The sequence below is a fragment of the Paraburkholderia sp. GAS32 genome, from assembly GCF_050434225.1.
In the GTDB taxonomy this organism is placed as follows: Bacteria; Pseudomonadota; Gammaproteobacteria; order Burkholderiales; family Burkholderiaceae; genus Paraburkholderia; species Paraburkholderia madseniana.
Map to the genome: position 1 here is coordinate 12337 of NZ_JBNPVS010000007.1, position 16618 is coordinate 28954.

Annotated in this window: 13 protein-coding genes; 6 read left to right on the forward strand and 7 right to left on the reverse strand. The window is 57.5% G+C overall.

What is annotated here, in order from left to right; genetic code table 11:
* Position 1: 1 nt before the first annotated feature.
* From P3T25_RS10735 to P3T25_RS10760, 6 genes are all read right to left on the reverse strand, one after another.
* Positions 2 to 2683 carry a type VI secretion system Vgr family protein gene (locus tag P3T25_RS10735; RefSeq protein WP_429358057.1) on the reverse strand — a complete coding sequence of 894 codons (2682 nt, stop codon included), beginning with the start codon at positions 2681 to 2683 and terminating at the stop codon, positions 2 to 4.
* A gap of 246 nt (positions 2684 to 2929) precedes the next feature.
* Complete coding sequence (locus P3T25_RS10740; protein WP_429358166.1) at positions 2930 to 3217, reverse strand: PAAR domain-containing protein; 288 nt, start codon at positions 3215 to 3217, stop codon at positions 2930 to 2932.
* A gap of 66 nt (positions 3218 to 3283) precedes the next feature.
* A complete protein-coding gene (locus P3T25_RS10745; RefSeq protein WP_429358058.1) occupies positions 3284 to 3565 on the reverse strand; it encodes a hypothetical protein in 282 nt (93 codons plus the stop codon).
* Between the two features lie 366 nt (positions 3566 to 3931).
* Positions 3932 to 5029 carry an Imm72 family immunity protein gene (locus P3T25_RS10750; RefSeq protein ID WP_429358059.1) on the reverse strand — a complete coding sequence of 366 codons (1098 nt, stop codon included), beginning with the start codon at positions 5027 to 5029 and terminating at the stop codon, positions 3932 to 3934.
* Positions 5030 to 5046: 17 nt separating this feature from the next.
* A complete protein-coding gene (locus tag P3T25_RS10755) occupies positions 5047 to 6594 on the reverse strand; it encodes a hypothetical protein (protein ID WP_429358060.1) in 1548 nt (515 codons plus the stop codon).
* 1 nt (position 6595) lies between these two features.
* Positions 6596 to 9376, reverse strand: coding sequence for a type VI secretion system Vgr family protein (locus tag P3T25_RS10760; protein WP_429358061.1), 2781 nt, complete (start codon positions 9374 to 9376; stop codon positions 6596 to 6598).
* Between the two features lie 725 nt (positions 9377 to 10101).
* Between P3T25_RS10760 and P3T25_RS10765 the strand changes: the two genes are divergently transcribed.
* The 6 genes from P3T25_RS10765 (at position 10102) to P3T25_RS10790 (ending at position 13510) form a co-directional block, all read left to right on the forward strand.
* Positions 10102 to 10458: a nucleotide pyrophosphohydrolase gene (locus P3T25_RS10765; protein ID WP_083085025.1), complete on the forward strand. Its 357-nt coding sequence runs from the start codon at positions 10102 to 10104 to the stop codon at positions 10456 to 10458.
* A gap of 23 nt (positions 10459 to 10481) precedes the next feature.
* Entirely contained in the window at positions 10482 to 10868 is a 387-nt protein-coding gene (locus P3T25_RS10770; protein WP_429358062.1) for a hypothetical protein, read from the forward strand.
* Between the two features lie 21 nt (positions 10869 to 10889).
* Positions 10890 to 11972, forward strand: coding sequence for a formylglycine-generating enzyme family protein (locus tag P3T25_RS10775; RefSeq protein ID WP_429358063.1), 1083 nt, complete (start codon positions 10890 to 10892; stop codon positions 11970 to 11972).
* 30 nt (positions 11973 to 12002) lie between these two features.
* On the forward strand, positions 12003 to 12932 hold the full coding sequence (locus tag P3T25_RS10780) for a DUF3592 domain-containing protein (RefSeq protein ID WP_429358064.1): 930 nt from the start codon (positions 12003 to 12005) through the stop codon (positions 12930 to 12932).
* Complete coding sequence (locus P3T25_RS10785; protein WP_429358065.1) at positions 12907 to 13143, forward strand: Tox-REase-5 domain-containing protein; 237 nt, start codon at positions 12907 to 12909, stop codon at positions 13141 to 13143. Before P3T25_RS10780 ends, P3T25_RS10785 begins: the two co-directional genes overlap by 26 nt.
* Before the next feature lie 139 nt (positions 13144 to 13282).
* The gene (locus P3T25_RS10790) at positions 13283 to 13510 is read left to right on the forward strand and encodes a hypothetical protein (RefSeq protein WP_429358066.1); all 228 of its coding nucleotides are present in this window, start codon (positions 13283 to 13285) and stop codon (positions 13508 to 13510) included.
* A gap of 547 nt (positions 13511 to 14057) precedes the next feature.
* Here the strand turns inward: P3T25_RS10790 and gyrB are convergent.
* A complete protein-coding gene (gene gyrB / locus P3T25_RS10795; RefSeq protein WP_054037059.1) occupies positions 14058 to 16529 on the reverse strand; it encodes a DNA topoisomerase (ATP-hydrolyzing) subunit B in 2472 nt (823 codons plus the stop codon).
* Between the last annotated feature and the right edge of the window lie 89 nt (positions 16530 to 16618).

A 16618-nucleotide genomic window follows, 5' to 3' on the forward strand; every position in this document is an offset into this window, starting at 1 on the left:
GTTATTCTCCGCTTCGCTTGACTTGGTCTGCCACGAACTTGCCGAAATCGATACCCTTCAACTCGCCTTTTCCTTCTCCGTCCAGGACGACGTTGTGCACCACCCCGTCCTCGGACGCGAGCTTGATCGGTTCTCCCTCTGGCACATTGCCTTCGGTGTCCATGTAACGGATCCGCATATCTGCTTTCTTCCCTTCCGAGTTGTAGGTTCGATCGAGACTCGTTGGGCCGCTGAAAGCGTGCTGGGCTCCCTTGATATCGATTTTTCCGGGGGCATGAATCTCGATGTTCCCACCGGAAATGCGCACGTATGCGCCCCCCGCCGTGAGAAGAATTTCCTGCTTGGCAGCGGCATCGATCCTCTCCGTCGCGGAGAGCAACTTCAACGTCTTCTGGGAGGTGATTTCAAGGTTATCGCCTTGCGCCTGGATTTCGACTTTTCCTTTCGCCGCGAAAAGCTTCATACCCGCGTTCTGTGCGAACAGGCTGATCTTTTCGGCAACGCTCACGAGCAGCGACTTGCCTGTCGCAATGTGTGTGCTCTGGCCGCTGACGAGGTTGACATGCTCGGTCGCGGCGACGTGTGCTGACCGTTGTGTCGACATCCCGATGCCCGATGGCGTCGCGAACAGCATGATCGGTTCCTTGAAGCCGTTGGCATTGCCAGTGCCCCCGCCTGCGGTATTGCCACCGCTACCTGTTGCGCCCGCTACGCTGCTCTGTGTCGCATCGGTAAAGGTTTTGAGCGAGTTGTGACCGTCTTTCAGACTTTCTGCCTGATGGGTTTCGCTCGCCTGCGAGAGCGCCTCGATCACGCCTTCGGAATTGACGAGTTGACTATTTGCTTCGCGTACGTCGAGAGGCTGGCTTGAGGTCCCAGTCGTTGGATGCGTCGACACATACAAGCCTTGCCCAGCTCTAAGTGCACCATACGCATCGGACTTCAGATCAAAGCCGCTGCCGAGGTAGGCACCGCGCGAGTTGCCTGTTTGCGCGATCAGATAGCCGAGATGCAGTTGGGAGTCTGCACTCGTGCTGTAGAGCTGCACCCGGTTCTGGCCAGTCGCATCGTCCATCACCATCTGGTTGTACCCGCTGCCCTGGTATTCCTTGGACTTGTAGCCTGAGAGAATCCCGTTCGAATGCCAGTCCGGTGTCTTCCCGCCGTTATAGACGCGCCCGGTAACGAGCGGCTTGTCGCAGTCGCCATCGAGGAAAGACACAATGACTTCTTCGCCGATGCGCGGTACGTGTACACCGCCGTGCCCACCACCAGCATGCGATTGCGCGACGCGCATCCAGCACGACGCGTTTTCATCGCCGGGGTTCAGCCGGTCCCAGTGCATCTGCACCTTGACGCGGTTCAGCGGATCCGCGAAGACTTCCTCGTTCGCAGGGCCAACCACGGTTGCCGTCTGCATGTGCATCTCGGGCTTCTGATGCTCGAGCGGGCTGCGGAACGGGATGGCCTTGCGCTGTGCTTCGACCATCGCCATGAAGAAACCTTCGCTGCCGTCTGCCGCTTTGACGACTAGCATTGGATTGTTTGCGTGCTGCGCGCGGGCCGCGGCGATCGTTTGCTTCAGGCTGTGCGGGAAGTCCGTCGTGCCACTAGACACCGGCAGGTTGTTCTCGATGACCCACTCGACAGCGATAACGGCAAACTGCCGGTCCTGCTGACTGTCGGTGCTGTGCTCCGGATGGTCTTGCAGTTCGAACCAGCGGCCCGCGTCGATGCGGCGGACTGCGCCTACGCCGTGGAAACGCTTCGCGCGCGACTCCCACTCTTCCATGCGTATCTTCGACAGCTGATCGCCGCGGTCCTGCTGTCCGTATGTATACGCGCCCGTGTACTCGTACACTTCCGCCTGCTGCGGCAGGTTGCCCTGCGTGGTCAGCGTGGGGACCGTCGTGCCTTTCGGATTCGCGCCCGTTGACGGCGACTTGTAGTCGAACGTACGGGTAGTAAGCGTCGTGCTCTGCAGCGTGCGCGTACCGCTCCACTGCACGAAGGCGTCGGTTTCGCTGTTGGTGCCCGAGCGGTAGAAATCCACCGCCTGCGGCGAAAGCGGTTGCAGGCTGCCGATATCGTCGGTCACGACCAGGGTATGAGATTTGCCGTCAGTGGCCTGCTCGAAATAGCCGAACAGCCCTTCCGTTTCCATCAGGCGGTGACAGAAATTCCAGTCGTCCTCGTACTGCACGCAGAACGAGCGCTGCGGCAAAGGATTGCGCAACGCAAAACGGAATGCACCCTGCGCCTGGGGATGCATATTGAATACATCAGTGAGAATTTCGTCGACAGTTTTATCCTGCCAGATACGTGCATCTTTTCTGAAATGCAGAAAATGCATCCAGGAGACGAAGCCGATCTGATAACTGGTAATCGCGCTATCAGAGCCTAGACGGCGGGCGGTGTGGACATAACCGTGGTGCGGGGCATAAGATTCGTCGGTTTGCTGCACCCAAAGCGTGACCGGCTGGGCGATCAGCGTTTTCAGCTCGATATTGGCGTTAGTTGAAACCGTGTCCAGAATGATCTCGTAATCCCGGCCGAGGCCGGAATGGCCCGACAGCCTCTGCGGCAAGAGGACGTTAGTACCCAGTTGCGTATCGAGTTTCAGCAGCCGGTCGCTTTGCAACAAACCACCTTTTATTGCCGCGATTATGTCCTGAGCACCCATGCCGCCTCTTATTTATGCAATTTGCGCCCCCGCGCTATCGCGCGATATTACAAAGAATTGGACGTTTAACGCAATCAGGTATTGAGAAACAAATGTCAAATCGGAATTAATTTCCTCTCACTTCCATGCTATCTGAATAGAGGTAAAAATAGCTCGCCCTCCGAATGCGGTTACAAGCCATGGGGCCGCCTATTTCAGGCAAGCAGCACAAACTGCCGCCAAGCGAACCGGAATGAATCCACACTGTTATGCTTCCGTGGACATCATCTGCTGGGAAGCCAGCAACCGGGGTGGCGGATGACAGCCACAAATACATAGATCATCGCTTAATGCGGCGTGTCTTCCGTCCGGCGCGGTCATGATCTGGCGCGGTCCGTCGCACTGGATTTTCCCCGTTGTATTGCAAGCCGGGCATGCGACTGGATCTCCTTCGTGGGCGACATTTTTATCGCTCAATTGAATAGAGGTGGGGGCTGCCTGAACGACGCCGTTAGCTGTCGTTTTGTCGCCGTTCAAAATTAGAAATCGTTTCATGGTGCCTTTAAAGCTTAAGGTTTCTCGCGCATTCAATCTTGTTTCGCGAACCGTTGTGTCACCCGCCTATTTTTTTTCCAAGCCCGTGTACGCAACGCTGGTCGTAACAACCATTGAGCGCAGATCGGCCCGCACCGTGAGTGTTCCCCAGTTGAAGACAAACGTATCCGCGCCGATCGTAGAAGACACACAAGGCTGCCGCGCTTCGAAAGCGATCGATTTCGATAGCGCCTTCTTTTCCTTCACAAGGTCGTCTTCAGTTGCCGACCAGTCGGTTTTCCTCGCGACGCCGTCTTGCCATACGAAGTCGACTATTGCGAGCTTTTGGCTGCGATAGCGAGCCGTCACGCCAAAAGTCCTTCCCCAGACTTTCACGTTCTAAATGCCATAGCTTTCCCACTCGTCGTGCTTCGCCAGTTCCGTTGCCCCGGTCAACCGCAAGTCGTCAAGTGACGGTTTGTGTTGAAAGAGGCTCATAGACGCATCAATCGTCAGTGTGCCCGTGGAAAAATCTAGCGTAGCCATCCAGTTCAGTTAGCTCCCAAACTTCATGATGCTGCCGCCAACGAGGCGATTTTTTCCCGGGCTGGATACGAAATACTGCATACCGCAACCTTTAACTGAGGTGCACCGCAACATCTTCGAACACGACTCCGATGCGGTCGGATTCGTCGCCGTTGAAGACGAGTCGACGGGTCACGACGTCCTCGGTTTTCAGCGCTCCTCTTTGTCCTGGCGAAGAAGAGTCCACTCCACGTAGTGCACCTTGCCAGCGTCTGACCAGTCCTTGATCACCAGATCTGGCATGACCGCACCCTTGACAACATGTACCTGATGTTCCGGATGGCCCGTCGCTTGCCAATGTCCAGTGGCCGGGCATACTTCGCCCGTTCTCACCGCCGGGATGACTCGATCCGGTTCGATGTAGGGCACGCCCCCCGGCGCCGTCAGAAAGTATTCGGACTCGTCGGGAATCAAACCGTCCGTGTAGCGATCATCCTTCCAAAGCAGGCACCAGCTCACATCGATGTCTTCGGCGTAGCCACGACTCTCGTTGAAAGGTCCCGTCATGCGAGGCGCACGCGTGCCTTGAACAAGGTAGTTAAAGCAGCCCGCATTCTCGCTGCTGGTGGCGCCTACCGGGATAAGGCCAAGCACTTTCCCGCGGGTGATCGTGACCGGTTCCCATATGCCATCGACGGGCACGGTGTCGCCCGTGAGGATCACGACGCCGGTCGGCTGCGGCACGGGTGACAATGGCTCGGGAAAGACGGGAAAGCCGAGCTGATAGAAGCGAAAAACATACGCTTCAGGATTGAGCAGCGCGCCGGCCGCCGTGAATTGCGCAGTCGCATCATCACCCGCGGGCACCTCACAGGCAGCGTGCTCGCCCACATACTCGCTTCCGCGCATAAGCAGATTCAGCGCTTCAACCTTGGGCGGGTAAGGCGCCTCCTGAATGCCGCGCTCCCAATAGTCGCCATCCGGGTAAAAGTACTTGGCGACGACGTGATAGTCCGTTAGCGCTTGGTCGAACGCTTCCCCTTGGCGCCAGACGAAACGGTAGCCCTGCCGCAGTTCGTCCAAGCCCTTGTTGTAGGCGCTGAGGATGCCATAAATGCGCGGCAGGTTATCCGCTGGCATCTGTTCACGCTGACTGCTAGGCCAAGTCTTAACTGCGTTTTCATACGCACGCGTGAAAATCTCCCAGTCGTCGCGCTTCTTGGCCCAGAGGCTGTAGCTTGTCAATCTCTTCAGGAGCCAGAAAACCTGACGGCGCGTCGTTTCATCGCGCATGCTGAACAACTTCATTGTGGTCCCGTCGTCCGTTACCGGTTGTCTGAATTGGCGGCACGCGCCACCGCGGTTGCACTGCTATTGGTCACCTTGGTCTGGATTTCTTCCGTCCCAAGGCGACGCGTCTGCGCCGCGCCGCGCACGTTTTCGTCGAACTTGCTGTAGCCATAGACGTCTTCGACGTTCGTCCAGTTCGTCGCCCGAAGCTCGACGGTCACGCCATTCTTCGAAATTTTCGGTGGCAGCTCGCCTCGCTTGAGCATCTCGCCCGCCGCGGTAATTTCGTCGGCAAGTTCCCCGAGATCGACGACGAGTTGCTGGCCGCCACCTTCGAGATATTGCGTGGGAACCTTCTCACCGTACTGCTCGGCAATCTGCCCAGACCAGGCTTTCAGATCCATATGGGCAGGCAGGTCCGCAGGCAGATGCACGATCGCGAGAAAACCGTTGCCGTTCCACTCGTCGAGCACGGCCGAGCGTGTCCGCCATTCCTCCGCACTTTTGGGCACCTCACCCACACCCCAGAAAGCGGGCTGCCGTCCTCCCGCCTTACTCCCGCCAGGGTATGGCGCATGCTTGGAGGGATTGCCGAAGGCTCGATACAGCTTCTTGCCAGCCAGTTCCTCGGACCCTATCGCAGAAATCTCCCCAGAGAACGTTGCGACCTTCGTGAAAACCGGTTTCTTCCCGTAGCTGGCAATCTCGCCGCGGTCTTTCAGGATATCAGGCCAGCCTGCTTTGATCTTGGGCTCGTACTTGCTGGTCAGCATTGCCTCGACCTCGCCACTATCAGCGCGGCATTCCGAGGAAGGGAACTTGCCACGCCGGATTTCCCGCGCGAGCCGTCGTTCTTCAAGATACGCCTCTGCTTCGCGGCGCACCTTCGGCATGCCGCCTGTAGCAATTTCGTGAATTTCGCCGCGATAGACCATGTTCTGCAGCGTTTTGAGCTTCGCCTCGAATTCCCGCAACGCCTTGGGGACCATGCGATCCGCCATGTCCTGCAGCGCGGCGAACCCCGCGCTCACCTGGTCGATTTTGCTGCGCCAGACTTCGGGCAACAGTTTTCCAACACGTGCTTCAAGAGACTTGCGAATGGCGAGCTGGACGGTCGCGCAAAAGTCCTTCAGCTTGGTGAGGACCTGAGATTCGTACTGTGCGATGTTCAGCGCTTTCAGCCACTTCGGCGCGTCACCGTGGCCCATCCGGTTCAGGAACTGGATGACTTCCGCAAGGAGCGCATGGTCTTTGGCGACAACACCTTCAACCCGCAATGCCAACCGGCCTACGCCCTTGATTACGCCACCAACCATCGGTATCAGGGCGAACACCAGAATGACGAGCAGCACCCACTCCATGATCTCCTCGCGCTTTCTCGGGTCCGTGCTCAGGTGAATGGAGACAGAGAGAAGGTCGCGGGCGGCCGTCACATCGCCCACGAGCGGAATCATTCCGATGGCAGCATCCGTGATGACCTGACTGATGGTCTGCTTTTCATTGAATGCTCCTTGCAGTGTTCCCCAGCACCACTGCCCTACGTCCAGAGACGTCTTTTTGAAATCTTCCAGGCTCCAACTCACGTTACGCTCCCCCGTGCTTGGCCAGAAGCGAATCGATATCGCTTTCAGAAAGCTGTTCGCCCTTGAAGTCAGGATTCTTCGTCAGGTCCTTGCGCGCGAATTGACGCGCGTCGGGGCCAAGCTGAACCTGAACGGGGCCGACCGGCACGTTTTCCAGATGCATTTTGCCTTGTGCGTCCAATACACCCTCGCGCGTACTGTTGTCTGATAACGTTGCGATGTACTTGGCTCCCTGTACCGGCTCATTGTCGTGATACAGATATTGCATGGCGGCGTCATATTTGGACGTTGGAAGCGGCGGCAGTGGGTAGTCAGTCTGGGCGGGGCCGTTAAACGCGTGCTGACTGCCCTTGACGTCGACGTTACCGGGTGCGTGAATTTCGATATTGCCGTCCTTGAGGCGGATATACGCACCGCCCGACGTCAAGAGAATTTCCTGGCCGGCTGCGGCTTCGATTTTTTCCGTTGCGGAAAGCATTTTCACGGTCTTCTGAGCCGTGAATTCGACGCCGTCGGAGTGAGCCTGAATCTCAACCTTGCCTTTTGCGGCAAAGAGCTTCATCCCAGCGTTCTGCACAAACAGACTGATCTTCTCCGACACACTCGCAACCAGCGATTTGCCGGTTGCGATGTGCGTGTTCTCACCGCTCACCAGATTGACGGTCTGATCCGCCGCTATGTGCGCGGACTTCTGCGTTGATACCGCGATGCCCGCCGGCGTCGCGAACAGCATGATTGGCTCCTTGAAAGCGTTCGCGCTGCCGGTGCCACCGCCTGCTGTATTGCCTCCGCTGCTTGCCGCGCCCGAGACACTGTTTTGCGTGGTGTCGGTGAAAGACTTCAGCGAGTCGTAACCTTCTTTCAGGCTTTCCGCCTGGTGCGTTTCGCTGGCTTGCGAAAGCGCTTCGATCACACTTTCCGAGTTGACCAGTTGGCTATTGGCCTCGCGGACATCAAGCGGCTGGCTCGATGAGCCCGTTGCCGGATGCGTCGATACATACAGGCCTTTTGCAGCCCGGACCGCGCCATACGCATCCGACTTCAGATCGAAGCCACTTCCCAGATACGCGCCGCGCGAATTACCCGTCTGCGCAATCAGATAGCCGAGATGCAGCTGCGCATTCGTGCTCGTACTGAATAGCTGCACGCGGTTCTGGCCGGTCGCATCGTCCATCACCATCTGGTTGTAACCACTGCCTTGATACTCCTTCGACTTATAGCCCGACAGAATCCCGTTCGAATGCCAGTCCGGCGTCTTCGCGCCGTTATAGGCACGTCCGGTGACGATCGGTTTGTCGCAGTCGCCATCAAGGAAAGATACGATCACCTCTTCGCCGATACGAGGCACATGCACCGCACCATAGCTGCCGCCGGTGTCTGAGTGGGACACGCGCATCCAGCACGACGCGTTCTCATCTCCTTGATTGAGGCGATCCCAATGCATATGGACTTTGATGCGATTCAACTCGTCCGTAAAAACCTCTGCATTCGCCGGGCCGACCACGATGGCCGTCTGCATGTGCATCTTCGGCTTGCCGTGCTCGAACGGGCTGCGGAATGGGACTGTTCTGCGCTGCGCTTCGACGGTGACCATGAAGAAGCCTTCACTTCCATCGTTGGCCCTGATCACCAGAGACATGTCCGTGCCATGCGCGGCGCGTGCGGCAGCGATGGTTCCGTTCAGGCTATGCGGGAAGTCCGTCGTGCCGCTAGACACCGGCAGGTTGTTCTCGATGACCCACTCAACAGCGATAACGGCAAATTGCCGGTCCTGCTGACTGCCGGTGCTGTGCTCAGGGTGGTTTTGCAGCTCGAACCAGCGGCCGGTATCGATGCGGCGTACTGCGCCTACGCCGTGGAAACGCTTCGCGCGCGACTCCCATTCCTCCATCCTCACCTTCGAGAGGTGGTCGCCGCGGTCCTGCTGTCCGTACGTATACGCGCCCGTGTACTCGTACACTTCCGCCTGCTGCGGCAGATTGCCCTGCGTGGTCAGCGTGGGGACCGTCGTGCCTTTCGGATTCGCACCCGTTGACGGCGACTTGTAGTCGAACGTACGGGTAGTAAGCGTCGTGCTTTGCAGCGTGCGCGTGCCGCTCCATTGCACGAAGGCATCCGTTTCGCTGTTGGTGCCAGAGCGGTAGAAATCCACCGTTTGCGGCGACAGGGGCTGCAGGCTGCCGATATCATCGGTCACGATCAGGGTATGAGATTTGCCATCGGCAGCCTGTTCGAAATAGCCGAACAGGCCTTCCGTTTCCATCAGCCGGTGGCAGAAATTCCAGTCATTCTCGTATTGCACGCAGAACGAGCGCTGCGGCAAAGGATTGCGCAATGCAAAACGGAATGCACCCTGCGCCTGGGGATGCATATTGAATACATCAGTGAGAATTTCGTCGACAGTTTTATCCTGCCAGATACGTGCATCTTTTCTGAAATGCAGAAAATGCATCCAGGAGACGAAGCCGATCTGATAACTGGTAATCGCGCTATCAGAGCCTAGACGGCGGGCGGTGTGGACATAACCGTGGTGCGGGGCATAAGACTCGTCGGTTTGCTGCACCCAAAGCGTGACCGGCTGGGCGATCAGCGTTTTCAGCTCGATATTGTCATTGGTTGAAACGGCGTCCAGAGTGAATTCATAGTCGCGACCGAGGCGTGATTGGCCCACTAGCCTTTGTGGCAACAGGACATTCGCACCCAATGGCGTATCGAGCTTCAGCAGGCGATCGCTTTGCAACAAGCCACCTTTTATTGCCGCGATTATGTCCTGAGCACCCATACCGCCTCTTATTTATGCAATTTGCGCCCCCGCGCTATCGCGCGATATTACAAAAGATCAGACGTTTACCGCAATCTATAAAAAGGAAACAAATGTTAGACCAGCAATTTTTTCTTGCCATGGCAATGCATTTTGAATAGCGGTAAAAATAACTGTGTTATCACGTTTGCTAAAGGTGGATTTCTTATCCCGCAGAAATTGGTCGCCGGTCGTTCGAGGCATAGTCCGCGTCCTCGACCGACTCTCTTGCGACCTGCATCACGACACGGTCCGCCAGTCGCACTTCGATACGGACATCTTTTCCAGACACCGCAGCTAAAAAATGCAATGGAATCTTTGGTTTCGATCGCGTTGTAAACCTTGACGCGCTCGCCTCCAATTCAGCACTCGCCCAAGACCCGACTGGCGGAGATGTAGGCAGAAGGAGCGGTTGGCGAGCGCCACGGATGGGCAGGGCAATGACGCGCAACTTGTCGGTGCCTCGGTCCAGCGCAGTGTGGCCGAGTTTGCCGTCGCTGCTCCACCGTCCGGGTCACGGGTCCACGCGAGCAAGTAATTAACGCACGCATGAAACCGCTCGGTCTTTTATCATCACCTTGCGCTGAGATAAGGACAGCGCGGCCGATTCGATCAGAGGCGCTTCTGATGTCCTATTTCATGCCGCAAGACCAATCCGTTTAGTTAGTCCCGCCTGTTGGGGGACCATCACTCGAAGAGACTTTGATATGCAAAGTGACCTTGCTAGCTTGCGCGACCTTGTTAGTCAGTTTGCGGATGAGCGCGACTGGGACAAATTTCATACGCCAAAGAATCTGGCGACGGCTCTGAGCGTCGAGGCCAGCGAGCTTCTGGAGCCGTTTCAGTGGCTAACCTCCGGAGACAAGAGCGAACTGGACGAAGGCAAGCAAACCGCCATTCGTCACGAAATGGCGGACGTATTGCTCTACCTCGTCCGCCTTGCAGACAAGCTTGATGTCGACCTCTATCAAGCCTGTTTGGAAAAAATGGATGTCAATCGGACGAAATATCCCGCCGAAAAAGTCTGGGGAGATTCGCGTAAGTACTCCGATTATCAGGACTAGGAATCAACCCCGAATTCTCGACGTTGCCGGAAATAGCACCGACGTTCAGCGCCGACGACATAGACGAGTTCGTCAAGTTTCTGGTGGATCGGGTTGGAGGTGGCGACGGTCTGGAAGTGCTGCGTCGCATGGAAGAAAATCGCTATCGCCCTAGCAAGAAGCTGATGGACCATGTAGCGTCCGTGATCAACAACAACCCGGAGTACACGCTGCTTGACGAGCAGCAGGTGGCATTCGACGCCGTGATGACCGCTGCGCGTCGCTGGGTGCATGGCCGTCAGAAGCGGATCATCATCAAGGGTGGCCTAGGCGCCCGCAAGTCTGTGTTGCCGGTGATCGCTTGGATGGATCCAGAAGCCAACGCTGGCGACGGCTCGCAAATGGCTTTAGCACTGTCACTAGTTAAATAAAGAACAAAGGAGTTGTGCTGCATGGCTTACCGGTCTCGTCTGGAGCAAAAGAAATCTCGTGCGCTATGGGTCGTTGCGACATCACTGCTGCTATCGGGCAGCGCCTTTGCGCAGAAAGTCGACGTGGACGCACCCGCAGACAAGGATCGATTGATTCGTGAGATCACGACGCCGTCGCCGAAGAAGGACACATGGCAACCGTTGAGCATGGTGCTGAACTGGGGACGCGGCAAGCCGTACGACGACACCATTCGCATCCTGCAGGATTATTTTAAATCGCTGCCGCCGCCCTCGAATGAAGAACTCTCGAAGTTCAAGGAGAAGGTGCGCGGTGAACTCGTTTTCGTTAAAGGCGGACAGTTCCTGATGGGCGATTTCGGTCCGGAGAAGTCACAGGAAAGGCTGCCCTATTCCGCTAACGACGGCGCCGTGCCGGCGCATGACGTCACGCTCGATAGCTATTCCATCTTCAAGCATCGCGTCACTTACGCCGACTACGATCTCTACACGCGCGCCAACGGCTTGCCGCCGGTGTCGATCAGCAAAGGCGAATATCTCGAGTACCGCTTTCCGGACTACCCCGTTGCGCGTGTCACGTGGCAACGCTCGCGCGATTTCTGCTCGTGGGTGGGCAAGCTCGTGGGACTGCCGGTCGACTTGCCGACCGAGGCGCAGTGGGAATACGCGGCGCGTTCGCGCGGCGAGTTGTGGGTGATTCCGAGTACTGCGGTGCCGGTGGTCGACGGTAAGTACAACGTCGAACAGCTTGACGACATCATCGACAAGATGGAAGAGAACGGCACCAGTCCGGAGCCATTGATCAGCCGGCCGGTGGGTACTTATGGTGACAATCGACTCGGCGTTTCGGACGTGTTCGGCCGCGGTAAGGAATGGACTTATGACTGGTTCGACAAGAACTACTATAGCCACGCGGCGGCGCACGATCCGCGAGGTCCGGAGCGAGGCAACCTGCGCAGCGTCCGGTATGCGACCGATAGCCGGACGCGACTCGTCATCGACCGCTCGGGTTTGGCGCCCGATACGGAGAGTGGCGATCTCGGGTTTCGATGCGTGCTCAACCAATCTTCGCCAGCAGGTCTGTGAGCTGCACACGCACGCTCCGACCATCCGCTCATGATGAACTCAACCGTCGCCCAGTCGCCTCATAGTAGGAGCACGCTCGTCATCTTGACGCTCAGTCTCGGCGCGCTGCTTTTTTCGTTGTGCTGGCTCGTGTCTTCGCTGATTTCCACGCATCGTATGATGGTCGCCGAAGGGACTGTGGTCAGTTACGACCAGGGCGGCCGGAGCTGGCGTTCGTATCAGCCGGTGATCGTCTTCACGACCGCTCGCGGCGAGCGCGAACAGATTACCGGCCAGACCTCGTCGACGCAGCCGGCCTACGACGTCGGCCAAACGTTGCGCGTGTTCTACGACCCCGCGGACCCCGCACACTCGGCGATCATCGACGACTTTGGGCAGCGCTGGTTTCCTATCGCTGTGGTGATGTTGCTCAGCATGGTGTTTTTGACGATTGGCGCGGTGATGTTCGTGCTCGAGCGCGGCACGGTTAAACAGGCCGTGCCTTTGCCGTACTCGCAGGCGAGGCGCAAACGCGGTCGGCAGAATCTGCTGATCTGCCTTATCCCGATCGTAATCGGCGCGGGGTTTCTGCTGGGTGCTGCCGCTTCCGCGATGCGCGAACGGCAGATCATTGGAAGCTATACGCGCACGACTGGCAGAGTCGTCGAAGTCCAGGAAGCAGAGCGGCCTTATCAGCCGCGCTCGCACATGTACTCGGCGATCGTCGCGTTCAAAACGGAGACGGGGAAAGAAGTGACCTTTGCGCAGGGGTCGTCGTCGCATAACGATCTCGAAAGCGGCGACGAGGTCAATGTTCTCTACGATGCGAATACACCAGACCGCGCGATGATCGACAGCTTCTGGGAGCACTGGGGACTGCCTGCGATCCTCTTTGTAATCGGCTTGCCGTTCTTCGCCGTGGGTGTGTTCTTCGTCAGCACCGTCGACTTCAGCGGTGGGCGCCACAGGAGACGGACCTAGCTGTGGACATGGTTCGCTGTGTCAGCTGGAAGAGGCGAAGGCGAATTATGATCAGTTTTTTGATCCGGAGACGGGCAATCCAAAGCGATTCTTCCTGATTTCTGGTGTCGAAAAAATGCGCAACCAGGCGAGAGAACAAAACCTCCGCTCAGCTATCGGTACTTCACGCGCAGTTTTCGCACCACCGCGCCGCTGGTCAACACAGAATTGAAGCCACTTTAATGAGTACGAGCACGGAACGTTGCCAAACATGGCCTTTCATTTGAACATTGATGTCACCTATCGCGTAGCTGACCCGCAATTGCCGACCATCGAGTCGGAATGCGTCGCAGAACCGGTCGAAGCAAGACATGGCGCTGGTCGACTGGATGGCGGAGTCCCATACCGGCTTCAAAGCTGCAGACCTGCAGCTAACGGAGAAGGACAGCTTAAGCTTCGCAGACTTCGAAGCCTTCTGCCGCAAGCGGCGAGAGGCATTGCTTCAACGCTTGCGCGACAACGTCGAAGTCACCACGTCGCTGCCGTTACCCCAAGAAGTGCTCGACGAGGAAGAGGAGCTGACTACGTCCGCCGAGTGAGTGTCGATGGAGCGGGGCACCGTTTCTATCATACTCCCCGGGATAGCTGGACAGCCTGTATGCGCCGAGCCGGTCGAGTTTCGCGAGCGAAGACTTCTCGCGCCCCTGACAAGATAACAGTGCAATGTCTCCCGCCTTAAGACCAAGTGTCCGGGCATCTGCCAATGCCTGCTTCGTTGCATCGGTCAAACCGCCTTGAAGAATTTCCTGACGGGGTAAGTTGCAGGCGACCGCGGTGGCTAGCAATTGGCGAATTTGCGAAGCCGGCCGGATTGTTGGTCGCGATGGATTGATATGGACCAAAACCGGTTACACACCGGTTACACGGACCGCAGAAACAGAAAAGGGTTACAGGAAAATCACCTGTAACCCTTTGATATTCTTGGTGGAGCGGAGGCGCCAGTCGCAATTACTCTTGCGGCCTACGCCTCCAATAGTGGCGGTCACTTCACGTCTAAGTAGGCCAGTCTCATTAACTCCGTCCCACAGTCGCAAAACTGTGGCGCCAGTCGCACTTACTCTGGCGCCCTACGCGACAGCTCGCTCCTCAAACGTCAATATTCCCCGCCCTCAACGCATTCGATTCAATGAAAGCCCGCCGCGGCTCCACATCATCCCCCATGAGCGTCGTAAAGATGCCATCAGCCGCGATAGCATCCTCAATCTGCACACGAAGCAAGCGACGCACGGTCGGATCCATCGTCGTCTCCCAAAGCTGCCCAGGATTCATCTCGCCGAGGCCTTTGTATCGCTGCTTGGAAATATTGCGTTCAGCATCAGCCAGCAACCACTTCATAGCGCTCTTGAAGTCGGTCACCGCCATACTCCGCTCACCACGCTTGATCACCGCGCCAGTCCCAATCAACCCCTTAAACGTATTAGCGGTATTGATCAGCTGCTGGTAATCAGCAGTGAGTTGAAAATCCTGATCCAGCACAGAAATCTTCTGATTGCCGTGATGAGTCCGCGCAACGCGCAGCGAGCGCAGCTCACGTACCGGGTCATACATTGTCGTAACCTTAACTTCAGGCTTCAACGCATCATCCCGCAACTTAGCTTCAAGAGCCGCCGCCGACACCGCAGCCGCTTCCTCGCTGGAAAGGTCAATAACAACCCCATCCATCACAGCCTCAAGCGCCCCAGCGTCATACAACCGGCTCAGTCGGTTCACAACAGCTTGAGCCAACAAATAAGCCCGAGCCAACTCACCCAACGCATCGCCGGTGATAGGCGTAGCCCCTTCCGAAGCCAACAACTCCGACCCCTGCAACGCCAGCTTCAGAATGTGAGCATTAACCTCAGCCTCATCCTTCAAATACCGCTCATCCTTACCCGCCTTGATCTTGAACAGCGGCGGCTGCGCGATATAGATATACCCACGCTCGATCATGTCCGGCATCTGACGATAGAAGAACGTCAGCAGCAGCGTGCGGATGTGCGCGCCGTCCACGTCAGCATCGGTCATGATGATGATGCGGTGATAACGCAGCTTGTCGAGGTTGTAGTCTTCCTTGCCGATCCCGCAACCCAGCGCCGTAATCAGCGTCACAATCTGCTCCGAAGAAAGCAGCTTGTCATAGCGCGCCTTCTCCACGTTGAGCACCTTGCCGCGCAGCGGCAAGATCGCCTGAAACTTCCGGTCACGCCCCTGCTTCGCCGAGCCGCCTGCCGAGTCGCCCTCGACGATATAAATTTCCGACTTCGCCGGGTCCTTCTCCTGGCAATCCGCCAGCTTGCCCGGCAGACCAACGCCATCCAGAACGCCCTTACGACGCGTCATTTCACGCGCCTTGCGAGCCGCATCCCGCGCACGCGCCGCGTCAACAATCTTGCCGCAAATGATCTTCGCGTCGTTCGGCGTTTCCAGCAGGAATTCTTCGAGCGCCTTCGCGACCACATCCTCCACCGGCGCGCGCACTTCCGACGACACCAGCTTGTCCTTGGTCTGCGCGCTGAACTTCGGCTCCGGCACCTTCACCGACAGCACGCACGAGAGCCCTTCGCGCATGTCGTCGCCGGCCGTCTCGACCTTCGCTTTCTTCGCGACTTCGTGATCGGTGATGTACTTGTTCAACACGCGCGTCATCGCCGCACGCAACCCGGTCAGGTGGGTGCCGCCGTCGCGCTGCGGAATGTTGTTCGTGAAGCACAGCACGTTTTCGTTGTAGCTGTCGTTCCACTGCATCGCCACTTCCACGCCCACGCCGTCTTTCTCGCCGCTGATGTGGAAAATGTTCGGGTGCAGCACGGCCTTGTTCTTGTTGATGTACTCAACAAAACCCTTCACGCCGCCCACAAACGCGAAATCTTCTTCCTTGCCCGTGCGCTGGTCGGTCAGCTTGATGCGCACGCCGTTATTCAGGAACGACAGTTCGCGAATCCGCTTGGCCAGAATGTCGTAGTGATATTCGACATTGCCGAAGATCGTCTCGTCAGCCAGGAAGTGCACTTCGGTGCCGCGGTTTTCGGTGTCGCCAATCAACTGAATCGGCGAGACAGCCACGCCGTCGATCTCTTCGATCACGCGGTTCTGCGGCACGCCACGGTGGAATTCCATGAAGTGCTTCTTGCCGTCGCGGCGAATGGTCAGGCGCAGCCACGCCGAGAGCGCGTTCACGCACGAGACGCCCACGCCGTGCAGGCCGCCGGACACCTTGTAGCTGTTCTGGTCGAACTTGCCGCCGGCGTGCAGTTCGGTCATCACGATTTCAGCGGCGCTGCGCTTCGGATCGTGCTTGTCGTCCATCTTCAGGCCGGTCGGCACACCGCGGCCGTTGTCGGTGATCGAGATCGAGTTGTCCGCGTGAATGATCACCTGGATATCGTTGCAATGCCCCGCCAACGCTTCGTCGATGGAGTTGTCCAGCACTTCGAATACGAGGTGATGCAAACCGGTCCCGTCTGACGTATCCCCGATGTACATCCCCGGCCGCTTGCGTACCGCCTCCAGACCTTCGAGGATCTGAATCGAGGAGGCGCCGTAGCTGTTATCGGGTTGCGAATTGTTCGTTTCAGTCATGGATTTTTTCCGGTTCTGCGTTACTGCAAGGTTGCTGCTCGGGACTTTTCAAAACACCATAAAAACGCCAAAGGGGCGCTGCGCCCCTT

Bases quoted from the DNA above. Each gene is read 5' to 3' on its own strand.
- P3T25_RS10735 (WP_429358057.1), bottom strand. From the start codon at position 2,683: ATGGGTGCTCAGGACATAATCGCGGCAATAAAAGGTGGTTTGTTGCAA.
- P3T25_RS10740 (WP_429358166.1), bottom strand. From the start codon at position 3,217: ATGAAACGATTTCTAATTTTGAACGGCGACAAAACGACAGCTAACGGC.
- P3T25_RS10750 (WP_429358059.1), bottom strand. From the start codon at position 5,029: ATGAAGTTGTTCAGCATGCGCGATGAAACGACGCGCCGTCAGGTTTTC.
- P3T25_RS10760 (WP_429358061.1), bottom strand. From the start codon at position 9,376: ATGGGTGCTCAGGACATAATCGCGGCAATAAAAGGTGGCTTGTTGCAA.
- P3T25_RS10765 (WP_083085025.1), top strand. From the start codon at position 10,102: ATGCAAAGTGACCTTGCTAGCTTGCGCGACCTTGTTAGTCAGTTTGCG.
- P3T25_RS10775 (WP_429358063.1), top strand. From the start codon at position 10,890: ATGGCTTACCGGTCTCGTCTGGAGCAAAAGAAATCTCGTGCGCTATGG.
- P3T25_RS10780 (WP_429358064.1), top strand. From the start codon at position 12,003: ATGATGAACTCAACCGTCGCCCAGTCGCCTCATAGTAGGAGCACGCTC.
- P3T25_RS10790 (WP_429358066.1), top strand. From the start codon at position 13,283: ATGGCGCTGGTCGACTGGATGGCGGAGTCCCATACCGGCTTCAAAGCT.
- gyrB (WP_054037059.1), bottom strand. From the start codon at position 16,529: ATGACTGAAACGAACAATTCGCAACCCGATAACAGCTACGGCGCCTCC.